The 26863-nt window shown below is 59.1% G+C and carries 25 protein-coding genes and 1 pseudogene; 9 read left to right on the top strand and 17 right to left on the bottom strand.

What is annotated here, in order from left to right:
- From ACIOZM_RS22375 to dksA, 11 genes and pseudogenes are all read right to left on the bottom strand, one after another.
- A pseudogene (locus tag ACIOZM_RS22375) lies at positions 1-905 on the bottom strand (glucose-6-phosphate isomerase); the annotation flags it as partial.
- A 318-nt stretch (positions 906-1223) separates the two neighbouring features.
- On the bottom strand, positions 1224-1604 hold the full coding sequence (panD, locus tag ACIOZM_RS22370) for an aspartate 1-decarboxylase (RefSeq protein WP_401217327.1): 381 nt from the start codon (positions 1602-1604) through the stop codon (positions 1224-1226).
- A gap of 208 nt (positions 1605-1812) precedes the next feature.
- Positions 1813-2673: a pantoate--beta-alanine ligase gene (panC, locus tag ACIOZM_RS22365; RefSeq protein WP_401217324.1), complete on the bottom strand. Its 861-nt coding sequence runs from the start codon at positions 2671-2673 to the stop codon at positions 1813-1815.
- Positions 2670-3470: a 3-methyl-2-oxobutanoate hydroxymethyltransferase gene (panB, locus tag ACIOZM_RS22360; RefSeq protein ID WP_401217321.1), complete on the bottom strand. Its 801-nt coding sequence runs from the start codon at positions 3468-3470 to the stop codon at positions 2670-2672. The genes panC and panB overlap by 4 nt, the downstream gene beginning before the upstream one ends.
- A 452-nt stretch (positions 3471-3922) precedes the next feature.
- The gene (gene folK / locus ACIOZM_RS22355; protein ID WP_401217318.1) at positions 3923-4408 is read right to left on the bottom strand and encodes a 2-amino-4-hydroxy-6-hydroxymethyldihydropteridine diphosphokinase; all 486 of its coding nucleotides are present in this window, start codon (positions 4406-4408) and stop codon (positions 3923-3925) included.
- Between the two features lie 3 nt (positions 4409-4411).
- On the bottom strand, positions 4412-5812 hold the full coding sequence (locus tag ACIOZM_RS22350) for a polynucleotide adenylyltransferase PcnB (RefSeq protein ID WP_401217315.1): 1401 nt from the start codon (positions 5810-5812) through the stop codon (positions 4412-4414).
- A gap of 734 nt (positions 5813-6546) precedes the next feature.
- Positions 6547-7983: a sigma-54-dependent transcriptional regulator gene (locus tag ACIOZM_RS22345; protein ID WP_401217312.1), complete on the bottom strand. Its 1437-nt coding sequence runs from the start codon at positions 7981-7983 to the stop codon at positions 6547-6549.
- A 22-nt stretch (positions 7984-8005) separates the two neighbouring features.
- Positions 8006-10960: a sensor histidine kinase gene (locus tag ACIOZM_RS22340; protein WP_401217309.1), complete on the bottom strand. Its 2955-nt coding sequence runs from the start codon at positions 10958-10960 to the stop codon at positions 8006-8008.
- The gene (locus tag ACIOZM_RS22335; RefSeq protein WP_003176118.1) at positions 10944-11120 is read right to left on the bottom strand and encodes a hypothetical protein; all 177 of its coding nucleotides are present in this window, start codon (positions 11118-11120) and stop codon (positions 10944-10946) included. Before ACIOZM_RS22335 ends, ACIOZM_RS22340 begins: the two co-directional genes overlap by 17 nt.
- A 77-nt stretch (positions 11121-11197) precedes the next feature.
- Positions 11198-12094 (bottom strand): tRNA glutamyl-Q(34) synthetase GluQRS, encoded by an 897-nt coding sequence (gene gluQRS, locus ACIOZM_RS22330; RefSeq protein ID WP_401217306.1) that lies wholly within the window; start codon positions 12092-12094, stop codon positions 11198-11200.
- A 193-nt stretch (positions 12095-12287) separates the two neighbouring features.
- On the bottom strand, positions 12288-12731 hold the full coding sequence (gene dksA / locus ACIOZM_RS22325) for an RNA polymerase-binding protein DksA (protein ID WP_401217303.1): 444 nt from the start codon (positions 12729-12731) through the stop codon (positions 12288-12290).
- A gap of 334 nt (positions 12732-13065) precedes the next feature.
- Here dksA and ACIOZM_RS22320 point away from each other — a divergent pair, with 334 nt between their 5' ends.
- Both ACIOZM_RS22320 and sfsA read left to right on the top strand, forming a co-directional pair.
- A complete protein-coding gene (locus ACIOZM_RS22320; RefSeq protein WP_401217300.1) occupies positions 13066-14238 on the top strand; it encodes a pyridoxal phosphate-dependent aminotransferase in 1173 nt (390 codons plus the stop codon).
- Positions 14238-14951, top strand: a complete 714-nt coding sequence (gene sfsA / locus ACIOZM_RS22315) for a DNA/RNA nuclease SfsA (protein WP_401217297.1) — start codon at positions 14238-14240, stop codon at positions 14949-14951. The genes ACIOZM_RS22320 and sfsA overlap by 1 nt, the downstream gene beginning before the upstream one ends.
- Here the strand turns inward: sfsA and ACIOZM_RS22310 are convergent.
- Positions 14948-15265 carry a Rieske (2Fe-2S) protein gene (locus tag ACIOZM_RS22310; protein WP_401217294.1) on the bottom strand — a complete coding sequence of 106 codons (318 nt, stop codon included), beginning with the start codon at positions 15263-15265 and terminating at the stop codon, positions 14948-14950. The two genes, sfsA and ACIOZM_RS22310, sit on opposite strands and share 4 nt — an antisense overlap.
- A gap of 167 nt (positions 15266-15432) precedes the next feature.
- On the opposite strand from ACIOZM_RS22310, the gene ACIOZM_RS22305 reads away from it, so the two are divergent.
- From ACIOZM_RS22305 to ACIOZM_RS22290, 4 genes are read left to right on the top strand one after another with little or no spacing between them, the layout of a single operon-like run.
- Positions 15433-16305, top strand: a complete 873-nt coding sequence (locus ACIOZM_RS22305) for a hemin ABC transporter substrate-binding protein (protein ID WP_401217292.1) — start codon at positions 15433-15435, stop codon at positions 16303-16305.
- Between the two features lie 50 nt (positions 16306-16355).
- On the top strand, positions 16356-17339 hold the full coding sequence (locus tag ACIOZM_RS22300) for a FecCD family ABC transporter permease (RefSeq protein ID WP_401217389.1): 984 nt from the start codon (positions 16356-16358) through the stop codon (positions 17337-17339).
- Positions 17339-18106, top strand: coding sequence for a heme ABC transporter ATP-binding protein (locus ACIOZM_RS22295; RefSeq protein ID WP_401217289.1), 768 nt, complete (start codon positions 17339-17341; stop codon positions 18104-18106). The genes ACIOZM_RS22300 and ACIOZM_RS22295 overlap by 1 nt, the downstream gene beginning before the upstream one ends.
- 21 nt (positions 18107-18127) lie before the next feature.
- A complete protein-coding gene (locus tag ACIOZM_RS22290; RefSeq protein ID WP_401217286.1) occupies positions 18128-18979 on the top strand; it encodes a ChaN family lipoprotein in 852 nt (283 codons plus the stop codon).
- Between the two features lie 227 nt (positions 18980-19206).
- Here the strand turns inward: ACIOZM_RS22290 and ACIOZM_RS22285 are convergent, their stop codons facing one another.
- The 4 genes from ACIOZM_RS22285 to ACIOZM_RS22270 all read right to left on the bottom strand — a co-directional run bounded on the left by ACIOZM_RS22285 (position 19207) and on the right by ACIOZM_RS22270 (position 22518).
- Entirely contained in the window at positions 19207-20007 is an 801-nt protein-coding gene (locus ACIOZM_RS22285) for a Crp/Fnr family transcriptional regulator (protein ID WP_401217283.1), read from the bottom strand.
- A gap of 16 nt (positions 20008-20023) precedes the next feature.
- On the bottom strand, positions 20024-20296 hold the full coding sequence (locus ACIOZM_RS22280; protein ID WP_401217280.1) for a TfoX/Sxy family protein: 273 nt from the start codon (positions 20294-20296) through the stop codon (positions 20024-20026).
- A 229-nt stretch (positions 20297-20525) separates the two neighbouring features.
- Entirely contained in the window at positions 20526-20870 is a 345-nt protein-coding gene (locus ACIOZM_RS22275) for a pentapeptide repeat-containing protein (RefSeq protein WP_401217278.1), read from the bottom strand.
- A gap of 91 nt (positions 20871-20961) precedes the next feature.
- Positions 20962-22518 (bottom strand): AAA family ATPase, encoded by a 1557-nt coding sequence (locus ACIOZM_RS22270; RefSeq protein ID WP_401217275.1) that lies wholly within the window; start codon positions 22516-22518, stop codon positions 20962-20964.
- Positions 22519-22635: 117 nt separating this feature from the next.
- On the opposite strand from ACIOZM_RS22270, the gene mrcB reads away from it, so the two are divergent.
- From mrcB to ACIOZM_RS22255, 3 genes are read left to right on the top strand one after another with little or no spacing between them, the layout of a single operon-like run.
- Positions 22636-24960: a penicillin-binding protein 1B gene (gene mrcB / locus ACIOZM_RS22265; protein ID WP_401217272.1), complete on the top strand. Its 2325-nt coding sequence runs from the start codon at positions 22636-22638 to the stop codon at positions 24958-24960.
- Between the two features lie 16 nt (positions 24961-24976).
- Positions 24977-25726: a hypothetical protein gene (locus ACIOZM_RS22260; protein ID WP_401217270.1), complete on the top strand. Its 750-nt coding sequence runs from the start codon at positions 24977-24979 to the stop codon at positions 25724-25726.
- Positions 25726-26061: a YqcC family protein gene (locus ACIOZM_RS22255; protein WP_401217267.1), complete on the top strand. Its 336-nt coding sequence runs from the start codon at positions 25726-25728 to the stop codon at positions 26059-26061. Before ACIOZM_RS22260 ends, ACIOZM_RS22255 begins: the two co-directional genes overlap by 1 nt.
- Positions 26062-26184: 123 nt before the next feature.
- Here ACIOZM_RS22255 and ACIOZM_RS22250 read toward each other — a convergent pair whose 3' ends face one another.
- Positions 26185-26601, bottom strand: a complete 417-nt coding sequence (locus tag ACIOZM_RS22250; protein WP_401217264.1) for a DUF4124 domain-containing protein — start codon at positions 26599-26601, stop codon at positions 26185-26187.
- Positions 26602-26863: the final 262 nt, after the last annotated feature.

The following is a 26863-nucleotide window of genomic DNA, read 5'->3' as shown; positions in this document are numbered from 1 at the left end:
CAGAAGTTGCCGTACCACACGCCGAGCAAGGCCAGCAACACCGGCATGTTCTGTTCGAACGGCGCGCTCTGGAAATGCTGGTCCATGGTGTAGGCACCGGACAGCAGTTCCTTGAAGTTGGACATGCCGATGGCCAGGGCAATCGGCAAACCGATGGCCGACCACAGCGAATAACGTCCGCCGACCCAGTCCCACATCGGGAAGATGTTTTCTTCGCGAATACCGAACGCCACGGCTGCGGCGTTGTTGCTCGATACGGCGATGAAGTGGCGATACAGCTCGGCCTCGGAACCACCCTGAGCCAGATACCAGGCGCGTGCGGCCTGAGCATTCTTAAGGGTTTCGAGGGTGTTGAAGGATTTCGACGAAACGATGAACAGCGTGGTTTCAGCACGCAGTTTTTGCGTCAGTTCGTGGAACTCACTGCCGTCGATGTTCGCCAGATAGTGGCAACGCACGCCTTTCTGCGCGTATGACAGCAGCGCTTCGGAAACCAGCTCAGGGCCGAGGAACGAGCCACCGATACCGATGTTCACCACGTCGGTGATCGGCTTCTCGGTGTAACCGCGCCACAGACCGTCGTGGATGCGGCCCACGAGATCGGTAATCTGGTTCAGCACTTTGTGCACTTCCGGCATCACGTTGACGCCGTTGACCGACAACTTGTCGCCTACCGGGCGACGCAGTGCGGTATGCAGCGCAGGACGACCTTCGGAAGCGTTGACGATTTCGCCGTCGAACAGCGCCTTGATCGCGCCTTTGAGGTCGACTTCGTTGGCCAGACCCACCAGCAGGTTGCGGGTCTCGGCGTTGATCAAATTCTTCGAATAGTCGAGAAACAGGCCGCAGCTGCTGAGAGTGAATTGATTGAAGCGCTGCGGATCGGCGTTGAAGGCTTCGCGCATGCTGAAATCCTGCATGGCTTGGCGGTGATCTTTCAACGCTTGCCAGGCGGGCAGAGCGGTAACGTCGTGAGGAGTGCGGTAGTACGCCATCGCTGCGGTTTTCCTTTTTACTTGAACGGCCTTTTGAACACTGAACTGACCAGATACGCCTTGTTGAGGCGAGGGTCACATGCGTCGGACATGATTTTGGACACAGGGCGAATACAGTAAACCTCGCGCCGCGATCTGTCTTGACTTCTTCTGACCCGTTACCTGTACTTTTTTAACATTGGCGATCGCGGATTGCCGACAAACGGAATGAAAGCGCGGCTCGCCGGGTCAGGCCAGTTGCACTGGAATGGCGTTACTGGTGTGGCTCAATTCATTGCCCGGCGCCATGTACAGCATGCGCGGCTTGAAATTCACCAGATCGGCTTCGCTGTAATGGGCGTAGGCGCAAATGATCACCCGGTCACCGACCTTGGCTTTATGCGCCGCTGCGCCGTTGACCGAGATGATGCGTGAACCTTCTTCGCCACGGATCGCATAAGTGGTGAAGCGCTCGCCGTTGTCGACGTTATAAATCTGGATTTGCTCGTATTCACGGATGCCGGACAGGTCCAGCCATTCGCCGTCGATGGCGCACGAACCTTCGTAATCGAGAACCGCGTGAGTGACTTCGGCGCGGTGCAGTTTGGCCTTGAGCATAATGGCGTGCATGAGGAATTTCCCAGGTCGGAATCGAACGGCGGGCAGTGTGCCCGAAGGCTTTGGGGGCGGCAATATGGCTTGAAATGCAATTTCATGATGCTGAAAACACTGTAGGAGTGAGCCTGCTCGCGATAGCGGACTGTCATTCGGCGATGATGCTGAATGTCAGGGCCTCATCGCGAGCAGGCTCACTCCTACAAGGAGAATTGCGGTGTTTTCAGTTCGGGCTATCGAGGTTCAGGTGCAGGTTGTCGATCAACCGTGTGGTGCCGAGGAACGCGGCCACCAGAATCACCAGATCACGATCCTGCGCCGTTGCTGGACGCAAGGTCAGGGCGTGGCGAATTTCCAGGTAGTCCGGGCGCAGACCGGCGGATTCCAGTTGTTGCAACTGAGCGCTGATCAGCGCCGGGAAATCCTTCTGACCCTGTTTGATCGATTCGGCAATCGTGCTCAGGGTGCGATAAACCACCGGTGCCACCGCACGTTGCTCCTCGTTGAGGAAACCGTTGCGCGATGACAGCGCCAGGCCATCAGCGGCACGTACGGTCGGCTCGCCGATGATCTGGATCGGCATGTTCAGGTCATGCACCAGCGCGCGGATGACCGCCAGTTGCTGGTAGTCCTTCTGGCCGAAAATCGCCAGATCCGGCTGGACCATGTTGAACAGCTTGCTGACCACGGTCGCGACACCTTCGAAGTGCCCCGGACGGCTGGCGCCGCACAGGCCTTCAGAAAGTTGCGGCACGCTGACCCGGGTCTGTCCGGCCATGCCGTCGGGGTACATCTCTTCGACGGTCGGGGCGAACAGCAGGCTGCAGCCGGCTTCGAGCAGTTTTTCCTGATCCGCCGCCAGGGTGCGCGGGTATTTGTCGAGGTCTTCACCGGCGCCGAATTGCAGCGGATTGACGAAAATGCTCGCGACCACGAAGTCCACACGTTGCTTGGCTTTGGTGATCAATGCGACGTGGCCGCTGTGCAGGTTGCCCATGGTCGGTACGAAGCCGATGCGCTTGCCTTCACTGCGGGCGCGAGCGACGGCGGCGCGCAGTTCGCGTACGGTTTTTACGGTGTTCATGCAGAGAATCCGTGTTCGATGCCAGGGAACGTGATGGCTTTGACTTCGTTGACGTAAGCCTTCAGTGCGGACTGGATATTGTCCTGATCGAGCATGAAATTCTTGACGAACTTCGGTACGCGGCCAGTGATCGACAGGCCGAGCATGTCGTGCAATACCAATACCTGACCGTCGGTGTCCGAACCGGCGCCGATGCCAATGACCGGGATCTTCACGGCCTGGGTGATTTCTGCAGCCAGTTCGCTTGGCACGCATTCGAGCAGCAGCATCGAGGCGCCTGCCTGTTCCAGCGAGATCGCGTCGGCACGCATCTGCCGCGCCTGGTTCTCGTTGCGGCCCTGCACTTTATAACCGCCAAGAATGTTCACGGCTTGTGGAGTCAGGCCCATGTGCGCGCAGACCGGCACACCGCGTTCGGCCAACAGCCGGATCGACTCGGCGAGCCACAGCTGACCTTCAACCTTGACCATGTGCGCACCGGCCTGCATCAGCGTGGCGCTGTTGATCATGGTTTGTTCGAGGGTGGCGTTGGCCATGAACGGCAGATCGGCGAGGATCAACGCGTCGCTGTTGCCGCGTTTGACGCAGGCAACGTGGTAGGCCATTTCTGCGGTGGTCACCGGCAGGGTGCTGTCGTGACCTTGCAGCACCATGCCGAGTGAGTCGCCTACCAGCAGCACTTCGACACCGGCCTCATTACAGGCGTGGGCGAAGGTCGCGTCATAGCAGGTCAGCATGGTGATCTTTTCACCTTTCTGCTTGAGGGTCTGGAGCGTGGTCAGGGTGATGGCTGGCATGTAAAAAATCCTCGTTCAGGCGCTCTGGAAACTACTGCGAGTAACGCGCGTGATTCGTCATCTACTCAGGCGCACGCTCTTTTGTCGTGCTTATAAGGCCTGGATTGCGCCCGTATGTGCCGGGTTGCCGGCAGCGGGACGCCTATAGTCGTGATGAGAACCCGGGAAGTCAATTGTGTGTGTTACCGCATTGTTACCAGGCGAGTGTTACCGGCGCTAGTGATGCGATTCAGCGGCAGGCCGGGCCTGATTCGCGATTGTTTTGTCCGACAAAAACCTGCTTGGAACGAGAACACTGTGGCGAGGGGATTTATCCCCGTTGGGCTGCGAAGCGGCCCTGAAACCAGCGCATGCGATTTTTCTGATGCGCCGCGTTTTTGCGGTTTCACGACTGCTTCGCAGCCGGACGGGGATAAATCCCCTCGCCACAAGAGCAATCCAGGGGATTTGTGTCAGGGCTGGGAGAGGCGTTCGAGGCCGATGAACGGGCAGGCTGCGAGCAGATCGGCCAGAGTGCGGCCATCGGCCAAGTGCAGATCCTGCGGGGCCAGTTCGGCCAGCGGATACAGGACAAACGCGCGTTCCTGCATATGGTAATGCGGGACTTTGAGGCGCGGTTCGTCGATCAGGCGATCACCGAACAACAGAATATCCAGATCCAGCGTGCGCGGGCCCCAACGCTCCAGACGCTCACGGCCCTGGCCATTCTCGATGCCTTGCAGGGCGTCGAGCAGTTCCAGCGGCGGCAACGTGCTGTCGAGTGCAGCAACCGCGTTGGTGTAACGCGGTTGGCCCGGCAGCAATGAATCGCTTTGATAGAAGGCAGAAACGCCGACCAGTTCGGTCTGCGGCAATTGGCCCAGCGCCTCGACGGCGCTGCGCAATTGTTCAGCCGGGTCAGCGAGGTTGCTGCCCATGCCGATGTAGATGCGTTCCATGCGTTATTCGTCCGAAGTGCTCGACGCACCGGCGCGTTTACGCTTGGAGCCGCTGCTGCGGCGACGCTTGCGCGGTGCACCGCTGGCGTCCTCGCCCTTGCCACTGAGGTCGCGGATCATGTCGCGACGTTCACTTTCGTTGGCGTCCTGATAATCCGTCCACCATTCGCCCAGACCGTCAGTCTGCTCGCCAGCGCTTTCACGCAGCAGCAGGAAGTCGTAGCCAGCACGGAAGCGCGGGTTGTCCAGCAACAGGTCGGCGCGTTTGCCGCTGCGGCGTGGCAGGCGTTCCTGCATATCCCAGATTTCGCGGATCGGCATGGTGAAACGCTTCGGGATAGCGATGCGCTGGCATTGTTCGGCGATCAGCTCGTGCGCAGCTTCCTGCATCGCCGGAATCGGCGGCATGCCGCGTTCCTGCAAACGCAATACGCGGGCCGGCAGGGCAGGCCACAGCATTGCGGCAAACAGGAAGGCCGGGGTCACCGGTTTGTTCTGCTTGATCCGCAAGTCGGTATTGGTCAGCGCTTCGCTGATCAGCGTATGGGTGTAATCCGGGTTGTGGTCCAGTGCATCGGCACTCGCCGGGAACAGCGGTGCAAACAGTTGCAGATCGACCAGCATTTCAAAGGTGATCGCGGCGTGTCCGGAGAGGAACAGCTTGAGTACTTCCTCGAACAGGCGCGCCGACGGAATCTCGCGCAACATCGGCGCCAGTTCGCGGATCGGCTGAACCGTGTGTTTCTCGATACCGAAGTTCAGCTTGGCGGCAAAACGCACGGCGCGCAGCATGCGTACCGGGTCTTCCTGATAACGCTGCTTCGGATCGCCGATCAGCCGGATCAGGTGATTGCGGATGTCGTGTACGCCGTTGGCGTAATCGAGGATGCGCTCGCTGACCGGGTCGTAATACAAGGCGTTGATGGTGAAGTCGCGGCGTTGCGCGTCTTCTTCCAGCGTGCCGTAAACGTTGTCGCGCAGAATCCGCCCGCTCTCGTTACGCGAGGACTGATTGCTGTCCTCGTCGTCTTCGTTTTGCGGATGGTTGGCGCGGAAGGTGGCGACTTCGATGATTTCGCGACCGAAATGGATATGCACCAGTTTGAAGCGGCGACCGATGATCCGCGCATTGCGGAATTCGGCCCGGACCTGCTCGGGTGTGGCGCTGGTGGCGACGTCAAAGTCCTTGGGCGTGATACCCAGCATCATGTCACGCACGCAACCGCCGACCAGATAAGCCTGGTAACCGGCACCCTGCAGGCGTTCGACGATATTGACCGCGTAGCGGCTGAACTGTGTCTTTTGCAGCGAGTGCTGGCCGCTGTTGAGCACTTCAGGTGTGCTACGGATGTGTTGCGTACGACGCACGGGAGTACGGAATGACTGGAACAACTTCTTCAGCATGGGATGCACTGTTTGAAGGAATGTTCGGCCATAACGAAAGATGACCGCATGATGGGCGGGGATTCTAGCATTTAGTCGAGGGATGGTGTAGGACACCGCAGATATGAGCTGCAAGCCGCAGGCTAAAGGCTTCGCGCCAAGAGAATTCAGGGGATTTTGTCGCGGGGGAGAAACTACAAGGGGAGCCGAAGCTCCCCAAGAAGTAGTTGCGTGCTCTTTTTATTATTGAGTCGGGCTTTTTGTTTTTGTTGAGTGCCCTCGCCATGAAGCTTTTCCTTCATGGCCCTCCCAATCGGGAGCCAAGAGCAAACGGATTGCTTTGGTCGCTGAATTGCAGTGATCTCTCGATCCAACCAGTACAGGCTCTGTCTTAGGACAGTTTTTGTTGTTCTCGGCCTGGTCGTGGGGCAAGCCCCAAATACAACGCCTCTCCAAAAGAATCAGTTAGCTGCGCCTCTCGCCGTCTTGTTTTTATTGTGCGTGAGTCGATTCGTCTTATTTTTATTATTTTGTACAGTGCTTGTTATTGTTCTTGTACTGAACATATAGCAGGTGCCGTGCCAACTTTTGCGAAACCCAATAAAACAAGGGGTTAGGTCGTTATAACCGTTTTCGCAGGGCGAAAAAAAGCCGGGGTTTCGTTACCGATAACCCCGGCTTCTGTTACGTGAAAGGACTGAGGTAACAGTTTTTTCACATCTTCAAGCGTTACCCGCGCACTCGACAGGTAACGTTCAGCTCTCGCTGGCGACCCCGGTCTTGCGCCGTGGAATGCCCAGACGCTGACGGCGTTCCCACAGACATTTACGGCTGACGCCCAGTTTGCGCGCCAGTTCGGTCTCGGTCATGTGGTCCTGATGCTCAAGAACGAAGTGCTGGAAATAGTCTTCCAGCGACAGATCTTCGGTCGGCTCGTGGCTGCTGTTACTGGCGCTACCTGCGGTTTGTGGCGGCAGGCCGATGAATTCGTCATCGTCCAGATCGCTCAGCTCGATATCGATGCCCAGCAGGTCGGCAGAGATTTCCGGGCTCTCGCTCAGAATCACCGCACGCTCGACGGCGTTTTCCAGTTCGCGCACGTTACCCGGCCAGGAATAGTGCCGGATCGCCTGTTCGGCATCAGCGGCAAATTTCAGGTCGGTACGGTTGATACGGGCACTTTGACGGGCGAGGAATGCGCTGGCGATTTCGTTGACGTCGGCACCGCGCTCGCGCAGGGCCGGCAGTTTCAGCGCAATCACGTGCAGGCGGTAATACAAGTCTTCACGGAACTGGCCGATTTTCGCCAGGCTCTTGAGGTCGCGGTGAGTCGCCGCGATCAGGCGCACATCGACTTTCTGCGACTGCACCGAACCAACACGACGGATTTCACCTTCCTGCAAAACACGCAGCAAGCGAGCCTGAGCTTCCAGCGGCAGTTCGCCGATTTCGTCGAGGAACAGCGTGCCGCCGTCCGCCGCCTCTACCAGACCGGCACGACCGGCGCTGGCGCCAGTGAACGCGCCTTTCTCGTGGCCGAACAGTTCGGACTCGATCAGGCTTTCCGGAATGGCCGCGCAGTTTACCGAAATCATCGGCGCCTTGGCGCGTTTCGACAGATTGTGCAGGGCGCGAGCCACCAGTTCTTTACCGGTACCGGATTCGCCCTGGATCAGGACATTGGAGTCAGTCGGCGCGACTTTGCGGATTTTGCTGTACAGGTCCTGCATCGGCGGGCACGAACCAATGATGCCGATTTCGCCGTTGCTGTTATCGACGGCGGGTTTGCCGCTGCCGTTGGCAGTTTTACCGGTAACAACTTCACCGGCAGCCGGGGCCGATTGGCGATCACGCAGGATTCGTGCGACGGCCTGAAGCATTTCATCGTGGTCGAAAGGCTTGGCGATGTAGTCCACCGCGCCCATCTTCATCGAATCGACCGCCGAACGCAGGCTGGCGTAACTGGTCATGATCAGCACCGGAGTGCCCTGTCCGAGCTTGATCAGCTCGGTGCCGGGTGCGCCAGGCAGGCGCAGATCGCTGACGATCAGATCGAACGTAGGAATGGTGAAGCGTTCTTGTGCTTCCTGCACTGAACCGGCTTCGCTGACCTGGTACTGATTACGTTCCAGCAGGCGGCGCAAGGCGGAGCGGATAATTGTTTCGTCTTCGACGATCAAAATGTGCGGCATTGATTCGATACTCTCGACGGTCTCAGTTCACAGCGGACGTCGCTTCGACATGACGCGGCAAGGTCACCCGAATACCGGTGCCGCGTTGGCTTTGAACATCAGCCGGGCTGTCGATGGTGATTTGTCCAGAAGGCTCTTCAACGAGGGAATAGACCAGTGCAAGGCCCAGACCGGTGCCTTCGCCAGGGTCCTTGGTGGTGAAGAAGGGTTCGAACAATCGATCCATGATGTTCTTCGGAATACCGCTGCCTTCGTCCTCGACGATCAGGTCGACCGTGTGTTCGCCGGCTTCGCTCTTGACCCGCACCGCACTGCCCGCAGGCGAGGCATCACGGGCGTTGGAGAGCAGATTGATCAGTACCTGGGCAAGCCTTTGCGGATCGCCTTCGACCCAGTGATCCGGATCGCACAGGTTGTAGAACTGCACTTCGAAGTTGCGTCGGTTCAGCGCCAGCAGGCCGATTGCATCCTGCGCCACTTCTGCCAGACAGACGGGCTCGTCGCTGTGCTGATGGCTGCCGGCGTGGGCGAAGCTCATCAGCGACTGGACGATGCGCGATATGCGCTTGGTCTGTTCGAGGATCTGCCCGCTGATTTCCGTCAGCTCCTCGTCCTCTTCGCGTTCTTCGCGCAGGTTCTGCGCCAGGCAGGCGATGCCGGTGACCGGGTTGCCGATTTCATGGGCCACGCCTGCCGCCAGTCGACCGATACTCGCCAGACGCTCGGAGTGCACCAGTTTGTCTTCAAGCATCTGAGTTTCGGTCAAATCTTCTACCAGCAACACCAGACCACTGTTACCCGGCGCGAGCGGTTCGTCGATCGCCGCTTTGTGCAGATTCAGCCAGCGGGTCTGACCGTCGAGGGCCAGATGCTGTTTGTGCAAATGCTCGTCGGGCAGATTGATGAAGCCTTGCAGCAATTCTTTCCACGGGTCGCCGATGGTGCTCAGGCGCGAACCGACCACCCGTTGCGCGGCAATCCCGGTCAGCTCTTCCATGGCCTTGTTCCACATCAGGATCTCTTGATCCTTGGCCAGCGAGCAGACGCCCATTGGCAATTCCTGCAAGGTCTGGCGGTGATAGCGGCGCAGGGCGTCGAGTTCGGCGGCCAGACCGGTGAGGCGCGAGTGGTAATCCTCGAGTCGGCTTTCGATGAAGTGAATGTCTTCGGTGACGTAGTTTTCGCCGCCGGCCTTATATGGCAGGAAGGTTTCGACCATGTCTTGCGCCACGCTCGGGCCCATCAGGCCGGATAGGTTGGCTTCGATGCGGTCGCGCAAACGGCGCAATGCATAAGGACGGCGTTCGTCGAACGGCAGATAAAGGTCGCGCAGGGCTTGCTCGACTTCTTTCTGCGCGGCCTTAGCGCCCAATGGTTTGGCCAGTTGCGTGGCGAATTCCTGGGGCGAGGCGGCGTGTAGTTCACGGCGTTGCGGGCGACGTACGTTGTCCACCGCGCAGGCTTCAGCAGCACTGGCTTCTTCAGGGCTGGCGTTGGTGAACAGCGAGATCAACGTGAACATCAGCACGTTGGCCGCCAGCGAGGCGATGGCCGCCATGTGCCAACTGGTGTCGTCGAGCACGTAGATCATGTTCAGCAGCGGAATATAGAAACCCTGCAGATTGCCGACCAGCGGCAGCAGCATGGTCACTACCCACACCAGAATCCCTGCCAGCAGACCGGCAATGAAACCGCGCCGGTTGGCGGTCGGCCAGTACAGCACGGAGAGCACGCCCGGCAGGAATTGCAGAGTGGCGACGAACGCGACGATGCCGAGGTTGGCCAGATCCTGTTCGGCGCCGAGCATCAGATAGAAGCCGAAACCAGCCATGATGATCGCGACGATCAGCGCCCGGCGCGTCCATTTCAGCCAGCGATAGATGTTGCCCTCGGCAGGCGGCTGATAAAGCGGCAGCACCAGGTGGTTCAGCGCCATGCCCGACAGCGCCAGCGTTGTGACAATGATCAGCCCGCTGGCGGCCGATAAGCCGCCGACGTAAGCCAGCAATGCCAAGGGTTTACTGTTGGCGGCAATGCCGATGCCGAGGGTGAAATATTCCGGATTGGTTGTCGCGCCGAGCTTGAGACCCGCCCACAGAATCAATGGCACTGCCAGACTCATCAGCAACAGGAACAGCGGAAGACCCCAACTGGCGCTGACCAGCGAGCGCGGATTGAGATTCTCGGTAAAAGTCATGTGATACATGTGCGGCATCACGATGGCCGAGGCGAAGAACACCAGCAGCAGCGTGCGCCACGGCCCTTCCTGCAACGGCGTGTGCAGGGCGGCGAGGGCGGTCTGGTTTTGCAGCAGCCACAGTTCAAGTTGTTGCGGGCCATCGAACACGCCGTACAGCGCGTAAAGGCCAACGCCGCCAAGGGCGACCAGTTTGATCACCGACTCGAAGGCAATCGCGAACACCAGCCCTTCGTGTTTCTCGCGGGTGGCGATGTGCCGGGAACCAAAGAAAATCGTGAACAGAATAATCAGCGAGCAAAACGCCAGTGCGACGCGGCTCTGGACCGGTTCACCGGTAAGAATCCCAATAGAGTCGGCCACCGCTTGAATCTGTAACGCCAGCAACGGCAACACGCCGATCAGCATGAAAATCGTGGTCAGCGCCCCCGCCCAGGTGCTGCGAAAGCGGAAGGCGAACAGATCCGCCAGCGACGATAGCTGATAGGTGCGGGTGATTTTCAGGATCGGATACAGCAACACCGGCGCCAACAGAAAGGCACCGGATACGCCGAGATAGCTGGAAAGAAAGCCGTAGCCGTACTGATACGCCAGACCAACCGTGCCGTAAAACGCCCACGCACTGGCGTAAACCCCCAGCGACAGGGTGTAAGTCAGCGGGTGGCGAATGATCGCCCGGGGGATCATGCCCCGTTCACTGATCCAGGCTACGCCGAACAGCACCGCGAGGTACGCGGCGCTGATCAGGATCATCTGGGTCAGGCTAAAGCTCATCGGCATCTTTTTGGCTCTGCAGGATGAAGGTCACGACAATCAGGATCAACCAGAGCAGATACGGCCGATACCAGGCGCCCGTGGCGTCGATCCACCAATCCATGATGGCTGGAGAAAACAGATAGATTCCCACGACCAAAAGCAGGACCAAGCGATAGATGTACATCCCGGCCTCTCTTTTTTATGCGCGTGCCCGAAAACGTGCGGCGATGGTAACGGATGGGCGCGCCACTGCAAGTGTCGTCATAGCAGTTGCGCTTCGGGCAGGGTCAGTGTGCGCGGGATCTTGCTCGCATCCCAGTGGGCACTGCCCCACTTGAGCAACTCATGCGCACTGGCGTGGGCCAGTTCGGCGCCGGGGTTTTGCCCCAATGCGCGCAAGGCCCGCAGCAGCAACGGCGTGGCTTGATCGGCGGTCAGCGGCGGCGAGCGGTAAGACTTGCCGAGCTTGTTGCCGTCAGGCTGGGTGATCAAAGGAAGGTGTAGATAGCGCGGCTGACGCAAACCCAGCAGTTCTTGCAGATAGAGTTGGCGCGGCGTTGAGTCGAGCAGGTCGGCGCCACGCACGATATCGGTGATGCCTTGCCAGGCATCATCCAGCACGACCGCCAGTTGATAGGCGTAGAGACCGTCGCGGCGGCGGATCACGAAATCGCCGACGTCGCGGCCCAGATGCTGGCGATACTCACCCTGCACGCGGTCGATGAAATGGTATTCCAGCTCCGGCACACGCAGGCGGATCGCCGCATCTTGCTGGTCGTGACCGGCATTGCGGCACAGGCCCGGATAGATCCCGTTATACGCTTCCAGTTGCTTGCGCGAGCAGGTGCAGGCGTAGGCCAGACCGTGGTTGAACAGGCTGTCGAGCACTTGCGCATAGGCTTCGTGCCGATCACTCTGACGCACCATCTCGCCATCCCATTCAAAGCCATAGCTTTCCAGGGCCTTGAGAATCGCTGCCTGTGCGCCCGGTTCTTCACGGGGCGGATCGAGATCCTCCATGCGCACCAGCCAGCGACCGCCTACCGAGCGGGCATCCAGATAGGAGGCGAGTGCAGCCACCAGCGAGCCGAAGTGCAGATGTCCGCTGGGAGTAGGGGCGAAGCGGCCGATGTAAGCGGGAGGCGTTTTGGCAGTCATGGAAGCGATACTACTTTTTCAGGGCGTGCGTTGGTCAACTTGTAGGAGTGAGCCTGCTCGCGATAGCGGTTTAACATTCAACATCAATATTGACTGAATCATTGCCATCGCGAGCAGGCTCACTCCTACAGAAGGCAAACGACAGAAACAAAAACGGAGCGTTCGCACGCTCCGTTTTTCATTCAGGTCGGGATTATTTGCCGACCTGTTTTTCCTTGATTTCCGCAAGGTTCTTGCAGTCGACGCACATGTCGGCGGTCGGACGGGCTTCGAGGCGCTTGACGCCGATCTCGATGCCGCACGAGTCGCACCAGCCGTACTCTTCGTTCTGGATCAGCTCGAGCGTCTTGTCGATCTTCTTGATCAACTTGCGCTCGCGATCACGAGCGCGCAGCTCGAGGGCAAATTCCTCTTCCTGACTGGCACGGTCGGCCGGGTCAGGGAAGTTTGCCGCTTCGTCTTTCATATGATCAACGGTGCGATCGACTTCCTGCATCAAGTCCTGCTTCCACTTGTTCAGGATCTTGGTGAAGTGCGCGCGCATCGGTGCGCCCATGTACTCTTCGCCCTTGGTCGGAACGTAAGGTTCGAAGCCGCTGATCGACGCTTGCTGCTGTTGCTTTGCTTGGGTGGGCATGAAATGGACCGCCTCTACTCTTGTAATCCATTGCGCAGGATTGCTCCATCACCGACACCTGCCGGCCCTGCGGCTGCAAGCGGGCGAACTTACCAGATCAAATCGGCCTGCGCTACTCCCGGATGTCGAGCCCGCGGCCGGTGAGGCTTGCAAAAGTTTGCCAAGCCATGTCTGGCGGTGTTGGAGACCTGTTCAATCACTGATTTTAGTCAATCCTGGAGCGTATGCTCTTATCGTTACAGTCCAGAGTTCTTGAGGCTGTGACCGCTGCGGGTTCTCGCTCGTTCCGGCAGATGCGTAGAATCGTCTCTTTTTTTCCGTCGAAGGAAGGCCAATGGCTCAGCCCTACAGTGCGCGCAGTCGTGCGATCGAACCGTTCCATGTCATGGCGTTGCTGGCGCGGGCCAATGAGTTGCAGGCTGCTGGCCACGACGTGATCCATCTGGAAATCGGCGAGCCGGACTTCACCACCGCAGAACCGATCATTCGCGCCGGCCAAGCCGCGCTGACGGCGGGCAAGACCCGTTACACCGCAGCGCGTGGCATTCCTGAGCTGCGCGAGGCGATAGCCGGTTTTTATCAACAGCGCTACGGGCTGAATATCGATCCACGACGGATTCTGATCACTCCGGGCGGTTCCGGTGCGCTGTTGCTGGCCAGTGCGTTGTTGGTCGATCCGGGCAAACACTGGCTGCTCGCCGATCCCGGGTATCCGTGCAACCGGCATTTCCTGCGGCTGGTTGAAGGCGCGGCGCAGTTGGTGCCAGTAGGCCCAGAGGTGCGTTATCAACTGACCCCGGATCTGGTGGCGCGGCACTGGGATCACGACAGCGTCGGCGCGCTGGTTGCCTCGCCGGCCAATCCCACCGGAACAATCCTGACCCGCGATCAACTGGCCGGGTTATCCACAGCCATCAAGGCCCGACACGGCCATCTGGTGGTGGACGAGATATATCACGGTCTGACCTACGGCACTGATGCGGCGAGCGTGCTGGAAGTCGACGACAGTGCTTTTGTCCTCAATAGTTTCTCCAAGTATTTCGGCATGACTGGTTGGCGCCTTGGCTGGCTGGTAGCGCCGGACGCCGCCGTCAGCGAGCTGGAGAAACTCGCGCAAAACCTCTACATCAGCGCGCCGAGCATGGCCCAGTACGCGGCATTGGCGTGTTTCGAGCCCGACACGATTGCGATCCTCGAAGAGCGCCGCGCCGAATTCGGTCGACGTCGGGACTTCCTATTGCCAGCGTTGCGTGAATTGGGTTTCAACATTGCAGTCGAGCCGGAAGGCGCGTTCTATCTCTACGCAGATATCAGCAAGTTCGGCGGTGATGCCTTCGCGTTCTGTCAGCATTTCCTTGAAACCGAGCACGTGGCATTTACCCCGGGGCTGGATTTCGGTCGTTATCAGGCCAGTCATCATGTGCGTTTTGCCTACACGCAAAACCTTGATCGCTTACAGCAGGCGGTGGAACGGATCGCTCGTGGTCTGAAGAGCTGGCAAGGCTGATGCGTTTCTCTCCTCCTCTTGAAGAAGCGCGACTGATTCGTCGCTACAAACGATTTCTCGCTGACATCGAAACGGTTAACGGCGAGTTGCTGACTATTCATTGCCCGAACACCGGCTCGATGCTCAATTGTCAGGTCGAGGGCGGACAGGTCTGGTTCAGTCGCTCGAATGATCCGAAGCGCAAATTGCCCGGCACCTGGGAAATCGGTGAAACCCCGCAGGGCCGGTTGTTCTGTGTGAATACCGGGCGCGCCAACGCGCTGATCGAGGAAGCCTTGCAGGCCGGAGTGATTACCGAGCTGAACGGCTTTACCGCATTGAAGCGTGAAGTGGCGTACGGCCAGGAAAAGAGTCGCATCGATTTTCGGCTGGAATACCCGAGCGGCCCGGCGTACGTGGAAGTGAAAAGCGTCACTCTGGGTTTTGACGGCACGGCGGTGGCGGCATTTCCCGATGCCGTGACTCAGCGCGGTGCCAAACACCTGCGGGAACTGGCGCATCTGGCGCGGGACGGGATTCGTGCGGTGCAGTTGTATTGCGTCAATCTCACCGGAATCGAGGCAGTGCGTCCGGCCGAAGAAATCGATTCGGCCTACGCCGAGGCGCTACGGGAAGCGGTTGCCTGCGGCGTGGAGGTGCTGGCGTACGGTGTGCGATTGACTCACGAAGAGATGGTGGTCGATCGCCGGCTGGAGGTTTTGCTGCGCGGTTAAAGATCTATCCACAGGCCTTTCGCGTCTTCCCGGCAAGCGATGGCGGTCAAGGATTGCCCGGCGCAGGGCCCGGAAACACATTCGCCATCCTCGATCAGAAACAGTGCGCCGTGTGTGGCGCACTGGATCAGGCTGTTGCTGGCGTCTAGAAACTGGTCGGGATGCCACTCCAGACCGACGCCACGGTGCGGGCAGCGATTGAGATAGACATAGGCCTGACCTGCGCGGCGCACGGCAAACAGTTTTTTACCGTCGATGTCGAAACCGCGGCTGCCGGCCTCGGCCAGATCGGCACCGGCGCAGAGAAACTTCATGGCTATCCTCAAGAATCGGCTCGTGTCGGGATATGTCCGAGCTTGACGTTTAAATGCAAACAATTATCAAATGGCCGCCTTCGCCCGCAGGACGGCTGGCAGATGCCAAGGATACTTGGCCTGTCATGCTGACGCCCGGGAAAAAACCTTATTCAAGGAAGCTGTGTATGCGCCTGAGTACCCGCGTTGCTGTGCTGTGTGTCGGACTTTTCGTCAGCCACCAGGCTGCAGCGGCCGAATTGCCGCAACGCTGGGTCAGCGCCGGTGGTGCCTTGTCGGAATGGGTGAGTGCGCTCGGCGGCGAATCGAAACTGGTTGGCGTTGATACCACCAGTCAGCATCCCGGCTCTTTGAAATCCCTGCCGAGTATTGGCTACCAGCGTGCGCTATCGGCGGAAGGCATCCTCAGCCTGCGCCCGGACATTCTGATCGGCACCGAAGAAATGGGGCCGCCGCCAGTGTTGTCGCAAGTCAAAAGCGCAAAGGTGCAGGTGGAGTTGTTCTCGGCTCAGCCTGATCTGCCAACGCTGGAAAAGAACGTCACTCACCTGGGGCAATTGCTCGGCGCCGAGGCGCAAGCCGCGCAACTGCTGCAAAGTTATCAACAGCAACTCGCTGCGCAGAAAACCCGTGTGACTGCGGAGCAGACCAAACACAAGGCGCCGGGCGTGCTGGTATTGATCGGACATGCTGGTGGCAAGCCGTTGATCGCCGGTAAAGACACCGCCGCCGACTGGCTGCTGCAACAGGCGGGCGGGCATAACCTGGCGACTCACACCGGTTACAAGCCGTTCTCCGTGGAGGCTCTGGCCGGTCTTGACCCTGAGGTGCTGGTGTTTGCTGACCGCGCGATGACCGGCGATGCGGCCAAGGCTGCTTTGTTCAAGGAAAATCCGATCCTCAATGCAAGCCGTGCGGCCAAGGCCGGTCGTGTGCTGGAGCTGGACCCGACTCTGCTGGTCGGCGGCCTCGGCCCACGGTTGCCGGCGGAACTGAAAGTCTTGTCTGATGGTTTCTACCCGACCCAGAGCGGCCAATGACCACACTGGTAAAACCTCGTAGCCTGTTTATTGGCCTGATCCTGCTGTGTTTGCTGGCCACCTGGCTATCGCTGGCGTTAGGGCCGGTCAGCCTGCCGCTGTTCGATACGTTGCGCGCAGCCCTGCGCTTGCTCGGTGTGCCGCTGGCGCCGGATGGTCTGGAGCAGGCTGAGCTGATACTCGGGCAGATCCGTCTGCCGCGAACCTTGCTCGGGCTGGCGGTCGGCGGCGTGCTGGCGCTGTCGGGCGTGGCGATGCAGGGACTTTTTCGCAATCCACTGGCCGACCCGGGATTGGTCGGGGTTTCCAGCGGCGCGGCATTGGGCGCGGCGGTGGCGATTGTCGGCGGTTCTTTTTTTGGCGGATTGCCGGAATGGTTTGGGCCGTATCTGTTGTCGGTGTGTGCGTTTCTCGGCGGCCTCGGGGTGACGGCGCTGGTCTATCGGCTGGGGCGGCGCAACGGGCAGACCAACGTCGCAACGATGTTGCTGGCCGGCATTGCCTTGACCGCACTCGCCAGTTCAGCGGTGGGGTTGTTCACTTATCTGGCCGATGACGCGACCCTGCGGACGCTGACCTTCTGGAACCTCGGTAGCCTGAATGGCGCCAGTTATGCGCGACTGTGGCCATTGCTGATCATCAGTGCTGGTGTCGCGCTGTGGTTGCCGCGTCGGGCCAAGGCATTGAATGCCTTGCTGCTGGGGGAATCGGAAGCAGGGCATTTGGGCATCGACGTCGAAAGCCTCAAGCGTGAATTGGTGTTCTGCACGGCGCTGGGTGTCGGTGCAGCGGTGGCAGCGGCCGGGATGATTGGCTTTGTCGGGCTGGTGGTGCCGCATCTGGTGCGGTTGCTGGCAGGGCCCGATCATCGGGTGTTGTTACCGGCATCGGTGTTGGCAGGTGCGAGTCTATTGCTGCTCGCGGATCTGGTGGCGCGGTTGGCGCTGGCGCCGGCGGAACTGCCGATTGGCATCGTCACGGCGTTTATCGGTGCGCCGTTCTTTCTTTATCTGCTGCTGCGAGGGCGTGCTTGATGTTGCGAACGCACAATCTGCAGATCCGCCGTGGCCGCAAGGTTGTCCTCAGCGATGTCACCCTGCAACTTGAACCCGGCGAAGTGCTTGGCGTGCTGGGGCCCAATGGCGCCGGTAAAAGCACACTGCTCGGTGCGTTGTGCGGGGAGCTGGCGGCGAGTGAAGGCGAGGTCTCGCTCGACGGCGAAGCATTGAGGCACTGGACTGGCACCCAGCGGGCGCAACGTCTGGCGGTGTTGCCGCAGGTATCGACGCTGGATTTTGCCTTTCGAGTTGAAGAAGTGGTCGGCATGGGGCGTTTGCCTTATCAAAGCGGTCGAGTGCGGGATGACGAAATCGTCGCGGCGGCGCTGGCTGCTGCAGATGCGGGCCATCTGAGCGGTCGCAGTTATCTGGCATTGTCCGGTGGCGAACGTCAGCGTGTTCATCTCGCTCGGGTATTGGCGCAGCTGTGGCCGGGACAGGCCGGGCAGACGTTGTTGCTGGACGAGCCGACTTCCATGCTTGATCCGCTGCATCAGCACACGACCTTGCAAGCCGTGCGCGAGTTTGCTGATCGCGGCGCGGCGGTGTTGGTCATCCTGCATGATCTGAATCTGGCGGCGCGTTATTGTGATCGGGTGTTGCTGCTCGAAGGCGGGCGTCCGGTAGCGCTGGATACGCCGCAGCAAGTTCTGCAGCCAGAGTCGCTGAAAGCAGTGTTCGGACTGGAAGTGTTGGTGCAACCGCACCCGGAGCGTGGGCATCCGCTGATCATCGCCCGCTGATTTGATCATCGAGGTGCAGGCATGCGCAGGATTTTATTGTTGGCAGTGTTGTGGCTTGGTGGATGTCAGCATATGGCGGCGCCGCCACCGGTCAGCGGTGAAGTTCGTGATCTGCGCAGTGGCGAGATCCTGACTGCGCAGCAATTGCTGACACGACTGAGTAAACCGGCGCAGCTCATCATCGGCGAGCATCATGACAATGCCGATCATCATGCTGTGGAATTGTGGTTGTTGCAGGCGCTCGGCGAGCAACGACCGCAGGGCAGCTTGTTGCTGGAAATGCTGACGCCGGATCAACAGCCCAAGGTTGATCAATTGCGTCACGCTGCGTCGCCTCCCGCTGACCTTTCTGTCGCACTGGCCTGGCAGGATGGCTGGGACTGGAATCTCTATGGGCCGATTGTCCGGTTCGCTCTGTCTCAGCCCTATCCTTTATTGGCGGCCAATCTCGATAACACGCAGATTCGCGACTTCTATCGTCAGCCGCCGATCTTGCAGGGCGCGCGTAGTAACGCGGCGGCGGTGAAGTCCACACTTCTTGAGCAAATCAGCGACTCCCACTGCGGACTGCTGTCCGAATCGCAAATGCCGGCGATGCTGGCGGTCCAGCAACAACGGGATCGGCGCATGGCTGAGCGTTTAATCAGTGCGCCTGCGCCGTCGTTGTTATTGGCAGGGGCCTGGCATGCACGCAAGGACGTCGGTGTGCCGCTGCATGTTGTGGATCTGGGAGGGACGCAAGCACCGACGGTGTTGCTTCTGGCTGAGCAGGGCAGTGAGGTGACGGCGGCGATGGCCGATTATGTCTGGTACACGCCAGCTACTGCGCCACAGGATTACTGCGCGCAGATGCGTAAACAATTCGGCAAATGACTTTTCCACAGGCAAAAAAAGACCCGGTAAAAAACCGGGTCAAATAACCGTGATTAGCCTGATGAGGAGATAATCTGAGAGTCCGAACCAAGGGCTTTTCAGAATATCGACTGATCTCGCGACCAGTTGTGATAATCATAGCGATTCTCATTAGCGAGTCAACAACTGTTTTTTCATTTATTTGATTCAGCCGCGAAAATGGCCGGAATGCCCCGGAATATGGGGACTCAGCTTGAGCTTTTGGTCGGAGTTAGTAGTGTGATCTGTCGATTGAGCTGGCCGATACGCCGGGCCATGTTCTCTATCAGGCTGTGGGCGATCTTTGGATTGGTGCGGGTCATGTTCAAAAATTGATCGCCCGGGATCAGCATCACCGTACTCGGCTCTCGCGCAATGACCGTGGCGTTGCGCGGTTCGCCGGTAAACACCGCCATCGCGCCGAAAATCTCGTCCTTGGGGACTTCGCCGACCTTGAGGCCATCGACGAACGCTTCGGCATGCCCGTCGATGATCACGAAGACGTGATCGGCAGCGTCACCTTGATGAATCAACACTTCGCCGGCAGGGACGCGTTTGAAACCGTTGGTGCTGCGAAACTCACGAGGCTTCAGTTCGGCAACCGCGTGGCTGAGTAATGTCATGTGGCCGAGCAAATAGTGGAGAAATTGCTCGGCGCGTTCGGTCTCGGCATACAGGTGCTGAAACAGCTCGCTTCGTTGATACGGTTGCAGGCGTAACGGCCCATCACTGCACAAGCGCCAGTCAGCCCATTCGCTGCCCTGTTGCAGACCGATCAAGTCGCCTTCCTGCCAATAGAACAATGCCCGCGCCCCCACATACCCGGTGATCACACCTTCGTTCAGTAGAAACAATTGGTCTGCGGGCAACTGCGCAATCAGATCCTCAGTGCTTTCCAGTTCCAGTAGCGGCCCGCACGCTGCAAGCCCTTCCAGGCACTGCGCAGGCAACGTCTGTAAACGATTGATCAATGCGTCGGCGTGAGCCGATTGTTCCCCGAGCAGATACATGACGGTCAGTGCCCGTTCAGTTCTTGTGGCGTGAGGAAATGGCGTCGAGCTGTTTGTTCAAGGCGTCCTTGCGCTCGGCGGGCAGGTCGTTCCAGTGCATGTCCATCAGTGCACCCTCGATCGCATACAGCAACACCTTCGATGCGCGAAACCCGCGAGTACGCACAGCCCGGTAGGCGTCGACTGCGCCCAGGCGGCGCAAATCCGAGGCGCTATGGATGCCCACGGCGTGCAGCCATTGTGCCGACGTCTTGCCAAGATTCTTCAGGTGCTGCAGTTCATCATTCATCAAGCCTCCTTGCGACGGCCGAATGGGCGTGGGCGAGCTTCTCAGGAGTGTAGCCATCAGTAGGAAAAGCGTGGTTGTTTGGTCGGATTAGACGCAAACGCTACTAAGAACCGTCGGAACTTTTGGCGGGATAGACGGTTGGAGGAGGGCGGGAGTGCTCAGGAAAAATCCGCGCAGCACTACGTCCAGCGCAAAGCGGGGGCGCTGGACAGATCAGGCAGACGATTACTTAGCGGGTGCGATAGCGCAGGCGCGTACCGAAATTCATCGACATCAGAATCTCATCTGCACTCAGCTCAGGCGGGAAATACGCGCCGGAAATCTGTGCGTGGGCAAGACTGGCACCTTCCAGCGCCGAGCCTCGGAAATCAATGCCGCGTAAATCGGCGGAGCGAAAGTACGCGTCCCGGAAATCCACGCCATCGGCGTTCAATTCACGCAGATCAAGGCCGCGGAAGTCGCCGCCGACCATGTCGATAGGACCGTCGTTCGGGCGTTCCTTGTTGAATCCTGCGATGTCATCTTTGTGCAGCAAGGCATATAGCGGAGTGTCGAGAAGTTTCGGCTGGCTCATGTCACATCACCTGTTGGTTTTATGACGCCAGTATAGTGCCACTATTTATCGGCCGTGAAGCGAGCGAGGGCTTCACGGCCGAAATAGTTTCTTACAGGCCCGGCAGGCGCTGGCGGATTTGCGCTACGACAGTGTCCAGAGTCCCGCTTTCATTGGTTTGCACACGTTTGCTGCGCAGGATTTCTTCCGGCGTAAGTGCTTCGCGGCTGGCTTGTTGGGCGGCGATAACGGCCAGGTTGGCGTCGGACGGATCTTTTTTGTCTGCCTGACGCAGGGCCAGCCAGCTCTCGATGACTGCTTGCGGTGCGTTGCAGTCGAGGATCAGGAACGGCGTGCCGGTGGCTTCAGCGATTTTCGCGGCGCTGTCACGTTGCTCACGCTTGAGATAAGTCGCGTCGATCACCACCGGGAAACCGGCGTGCAGAATCACTTCGGCAATGTCATGCAGCCGAGCGTAGGTCGCGCTGCTGGCGTCGGCACTGTAAATGCCGGCCTGCGGATCGTTGGCGACGGTTTGTTCGCCGAACAGACGCTTGCGTTCAACATCGGAACGCAGACGAATCGCGCCCAGAGCTTCGACCAGACGCATGGCAACGTGGCTCTTGCCGACGGCGGAAACGCCGTGAGTGATCGCCATGAAACGCGAGGGAATGGTGCTGTAGCTTTCAGCCAGGTTCGCGTAGTTGCGGTATTGGCGCAGGGTAGTGGCGCGCTGCACCGGTGTCGCGTCGGCAGGCATGCTGAACAGTGCAACCTTCGCGCGAACCAGAGCACGGTAGGCTTTGTAGAAGTTCAGCACTTCCAGGCCTTGATAGTCGCCGGTCAGCTCCAGGTATTGGCTGATGAAACGGCGAGCCAGGGATTTCAGGCCACGGTCTTCAAGGTCCATCGCCAGGAAGCCGGTGTCGGCCCAGACGTCGGTGAAGCGGAATGGCTCGTTGAATTCGATGCAGTCGAAAATCACCACTTTGCCGTCGATCAGCGTGGCGTTGCCCAAGTGGATGTCGCCGTGACATTCGCGGGTGAAACCTTCGGTCTTGCGTTGAGCGAACAGCGGCTTGAGGCGTTCGAAGCTGCTTTCGGCCCAGGCTTTCAGGGCTTCCAGTTGCAGCAGATCGTTCTTGTCGCTGAGGAACGGCAGAATCTGCTCGAAGTTCTGGCTCACCGGAGCCATCACGCTGTCCGGGGTGCCAGCATCGTGTTCGGCCGGGACTTTCGGAGCGCTGAGGTGGAAGTGGGCGATCTGCTCGGCCATTTCATCGATGTGGGTGGTGGTCAGCTCGCCGTTGGCTTGCAGGGTGCTGAGCAAACCGCTCTGTGGGAACTGACGCATTTTCAGCACGTATTCGATGGCCGGACCATCACCACCCAGTTGCGGCGCTTCGACGCTGCCAGTCACTGGCAACACTTCCAGATACAAATCGTCGGTCAGACGTTGGTTCAGACGCAGCTCTTCACCGCAAAAATGTTCGCGAGCGTCAAGGCTGGTGAAGTCGAGGAAACCGAAATTCACTGGTTTCTTCACTTTATAAGCAAAGGGGCCGGTGAGGATCACCCACGAGATATGGGTTTCGATGACCTGGAACCCATCAACGGGATGCGGATAGAGGGCCGGGTTTTGCAGGGCAGCGATCAGGGACTGGCTCACGGGCGATCCTTCAGAGTCTGGAAAAATTCGAGGGCGTCATTATGGCCGCAAGCCAGCCTGACGCAAACCTCGGAGCGCTCCTGTTGAGTATGAATAAAGTGCGTATAATCCGCCGCCATGACTCGTACTCGATCTCCCCGCACAAAGAAAAAACCACCTTCCAAGGGCCTGCGCCCATGGCTGGGTTGGGCCATTAAACTCAGTCTGGTCGGCCTTGTGGTGCTGGCCGGCTTCGCCGTTTACCTCGATGCCGTGGTGCAGGAGAAGTTCTCCGGCAAGCGCTGGACCATCCCGGCCAAGGTATATGCGCGTCCGCTTGAGCTGTTCGTCGGACAAAAGCTCAGCAAGGATGACTTCCTCACCGAACTCGATGCCCTCGGCTATCGCCGCGAAGCCGTGAGCAATGGCCCCGGCGCGGCGGCGGTCAGTGGTAACACTGTCGATCTGAATACCCGTGGCTTCCAGTTCTACGAAGGATTGGAAAAACCTCAGCCGGTGCGCGTGCGCTTCTCTGGCGATTACGTCGCGGAGCTTTCTGCGAGCAATGGCTCGAAGCTTTCCGTGGTGCGTCTGGAGCCGTTGCTGATCGGCGGGATTTACCCGAAAAACCTTGAAGACCGGATTCTGATCAAGATCGATCAGGTGCCGCCGTATCTGCTCGACACGCTGGTAGCTGTCGAAGACCGCGACTTCTATAGCCACTGGGGCGTGTCACCCAAGTCGATTGCGCGAGCAATCTGGGTCAACACCTCTGGCGGCAAGATGACTCAGGGCGGCAGTACGCTGACCCAGCAGTTGGTGAAAAACTTCTACCTGACTAGCGAACGCAGCCTGAGCCGCAAGCTAACCGAAGCCATGATGGCGATGTTGCTGGAACTGCATTACGACAAGAAAGACATCCTTGAGGCCTATCTCAACGAAGTCTTCGTCGGTCAGGATGGTCAGCGTGCGGTGCACGGTTTCGGTCTGGCGAGTCAGTTCTTCTTCGGCCAGCCATTGTCCGAGCTGAAGTTGCACCAGGTCGCGTTGCTGGTGGGCATGGTCAAAGGGCCGTCCTACTACAACCCGCGCCGCAACCCCGAGCGGGCGCTGGAGCGTCGTAATCTGGTGCTCGACGTGCTTGAACAGCAGGGCGTGGCGACGACCGAACAGGTCGAAGCGGCGAAGAAAATGCCACTGGGTGTAACCACTCGCGGCAAGCTGGCCGACAGTTCGTTCCCAGGCTTCATCGATCTGGTCAAACGCCAGTTGCGTGAAGACTATCGCGACGAAGACTTGACCGAAGAAGGCCTGCGGATCTTCACCAGTTTCGATCCGATCCTGCAGATGAAGGCGGAAGCGTCGGTCAACGACACCTTCAAGCGTCTGTCCGGGCGCAAAGGCTCCGACGATGTGGAAGCGGCGATGGTCGTGACCAATCCGGAGACCGGCGAAGTCCAGGCCATGATCGGCAGTCGTCAGGCGAGTTTCGCCGGCTTCAACCGGGCGCTGGATGCGGTGCGACCGGTCGGCTCGTTGATCAAGCCGGCGGTCTATCTGACCGCGCTGGAGAAACCGAGCAAATACACGCTGACCAGTTGGCTGTCGGATGATCCGTTGTCGGTCAAAGGCGCGGACGGTCAGGTGTGGAAACCGCAGAACTATGATCGTCGCTCTTACGGCACCGTGTTCCTTTATCAAGGGTTGGCGCATTCCTACAACCTGTCGACCTCGCGTCTCGGGCTTGAAGTCGGCGTGCCGAATGTTCTCAAGACCCTCGCACGTTTGGGCGTAACGCGTGAATTCCCTGCGTACCCATCGATGTTGCTGGGTGCTGGCGGCATGACCCCGATCGAAGTGGCAACCATGTACCAGACGCTGGCCAACGGTGGTTTCAATACGCCGATGCGCGGCATCCGTAGCGTACTGACTGCCGAGGGCGAACCGCTCAAGCGTTATCCGTTCCAGATTCAGCAGCGTTTCGACCCGGCGTCGATTTATCTGATTCAGAACGCGATGCAGCGGGTAATGCGCGAAGGTACTGGCAGTTCGGTTTACAACGTGCTGCCGAAAACCCTGACGCTGGCGGGCAAGACCGGTACCAGTAACGATTCCCGTGACAGCTGGTTCGCCGGTTTCAGTCAGGATCTGCTGGCGGTGGTGTGGCTGGGGCGCGATGACAACGGCAAGACGCCGTTCACCGGTGCAACCGGTGCGCTACAGGTCTGGACCAGTTTCATGCGCAAGGCCGATCCGCTGCCGCTGGACATGCCGCAGCCGGACAATATCGTACAGGCGTGGGTTGATTCGCGTACCGGACAAGGCTCCGATGCCAACTGTCCGGGTGCGGTGCAGATGCCGTATATTCGCGGCAGCGAACCGCCACCCGGCGCTGCGTGTGCAGGCGAAAGCCCTGCCTCCGGCGAATCGGTGATGGATTGGGTCAAGGGCTGGATGAATTAAGCAAAGAGGGTTTCAAGTGAACAAGTGGTTGATTCCAGCGGTGACCGCCGTGGCTTTGCTCAGCGGCTGCTCTACTGTGCAGCGTGGTTCGATTCCGGTAGTGGATTCGGGTACCACCGTGTCCAACAGCGAACGTCTTTCGGCGAACGGCGGTTTCCGCAAGACGACGGTCAAACGTCCGGTGCAGGGCCAGACCCAGGCGATTCCGCAAGGTGATACCGGTGTGGTGGTGATGGTGCCGGGTGGTGGCGCGACAACTTCAGCGCCGATCAGCACTTCGCCGATTGTTCCGGGCCCGGCGTCCGGTGGCATCACTCCGGGGCCGTATAACCCGTCGCCAGTTGAATCGGCGCCGATCAATTCCGGCAGCTACAGCATGCCTTCGACGCCAAGCGGCATTCCTTCTGCCAGCAGTGGCGGCGGTCTGTCGGCGGATGAGCAACTGGACGGTCCGGTACTCGCCTTGCTGACCACCGCGCAGCAGCAACAGGCCGGTGGCGACCTCAACGGTGCGTCTTCCAGTCTGGAGCGTGCGCAACGGGTTGCACCGCGTGAGCCGCAAGTGCTTTATCGCCTGGCGCAGGTGCGCATGGCCCAAGGCGATGCGCCGCAGGCCGAGCAGTTCGCTCGTCGTGCGCTGACCATGGCCAACGGTCGTCCGGACTTGCAGGCCAACTTGTGGGAAATCATCGCTCAGTCCCGTGAGAAACAAGGTGATTCCGCCGGCGCTGCCCAGGCCCGTCAGAAGGCCAAGGTTTCGCTGTGATGGATACACGTTTCCCGAAAATCGCCGATCAGTTGCTGCTGATCGAGCGTGAACTGCGCACGCAAGGCTGGTGGGATGAAGTTCAGCCGTCTGCCGAAGCCTTGAGCAGTGTTGAACCGTTTTCGGTCGACACTCTGGACTTCGAACAATGGCTGCAATGGATCTTCCTGCCACGCATGAAGATGATCCTCGAACAGGATCTGCCATTGCCGAACGCCTCGGGCATTCAGGAAATGGCAGAAATGGTCTTCGCCCCGCGTAATCTGCAGGGCAAGGATCGGCAGTTGCAGGTGTTGCTCAAAGAGTTCGACCTGCTGATCACTGCTTCGCGCTGATCCAGTCTTTTTGTGGGCTGACATCGGTTCAATGTAGGAGCTGCCGCAGGCTGCGATCTTTTGATCTTGTTTCTAGAGAGCAAAGATCAAAAGATCGCAGCCTGCGGCAGCTCCTACAGTTAACTATTCACAATTCTCGGTAATCTGTTTCTGAGCTTCAGCGATGCGCTCCTGACGTTGCGCATCGCTCAGTCGCCGCAACTCCCCCTCGACCTCCTCCCTCAAGCGCGGATTGTTCTGCAATTGTGCAAGGTTCGTGCGTGCCTGTTCGCAAAACGCCTTGAGCTGCGTTTGCTGATCGGCGACCTGCTTCTTGACCTTGTCGTCGATGGCTTTCTGATCGCCCAGTGCGCCGCTGCCCGGCAATGCTGCCGGCTTCACCGGGGGCGAGGAGGGCGTCTGCACTGTCGTGGACGGTTGGCCCGGTGGCGGCTGTGCATCAAAGTGAGTGACGCCTTGAGCATCGACCCATTTGTAGATCTGAGCGGCCATGCACCAGGGGCTGAGGCCGATCAGCAGGGTGAGGAGGAGCGTTCGCATGCTGATTCCTTGGCAAAATTGCGCAATTGAAGCTAACAGAGTAGCGGTTTCCAGGTTTTTTCTTGCGTTCTCATGTGCTTACCCACAATTAACCACATAGACGACTTGACTTGGAGAGGGCGAAACAGAAGAATCCAAAGTCCGCTGTAGAGGGACTGCCAGAAGCAGACCCACTCGGTAGATCATTATGTTATTTTGGTAGAGGTTCTGTTAGTGAATGATAGTTTTTTGTGGCGATGTGTTGGTTTGTCGCGGTATAATT

Origin of the sequence: Pseudomonas sp. NPDC087346 (assembly GCF_044744235.1) — a bacterium.
In the GTDB taxonomy this organism is placed as follows: Bacteria; Pseudomonadota; Gammaproteobacteria; order Pseudomonadales; family Pseudomonadaceae; genus Aquipseudomonas.
Note: the sequence above shows the minus strand (reverse complement) of the source record. Positions and strands in the feature narration are given on the sequence as shown.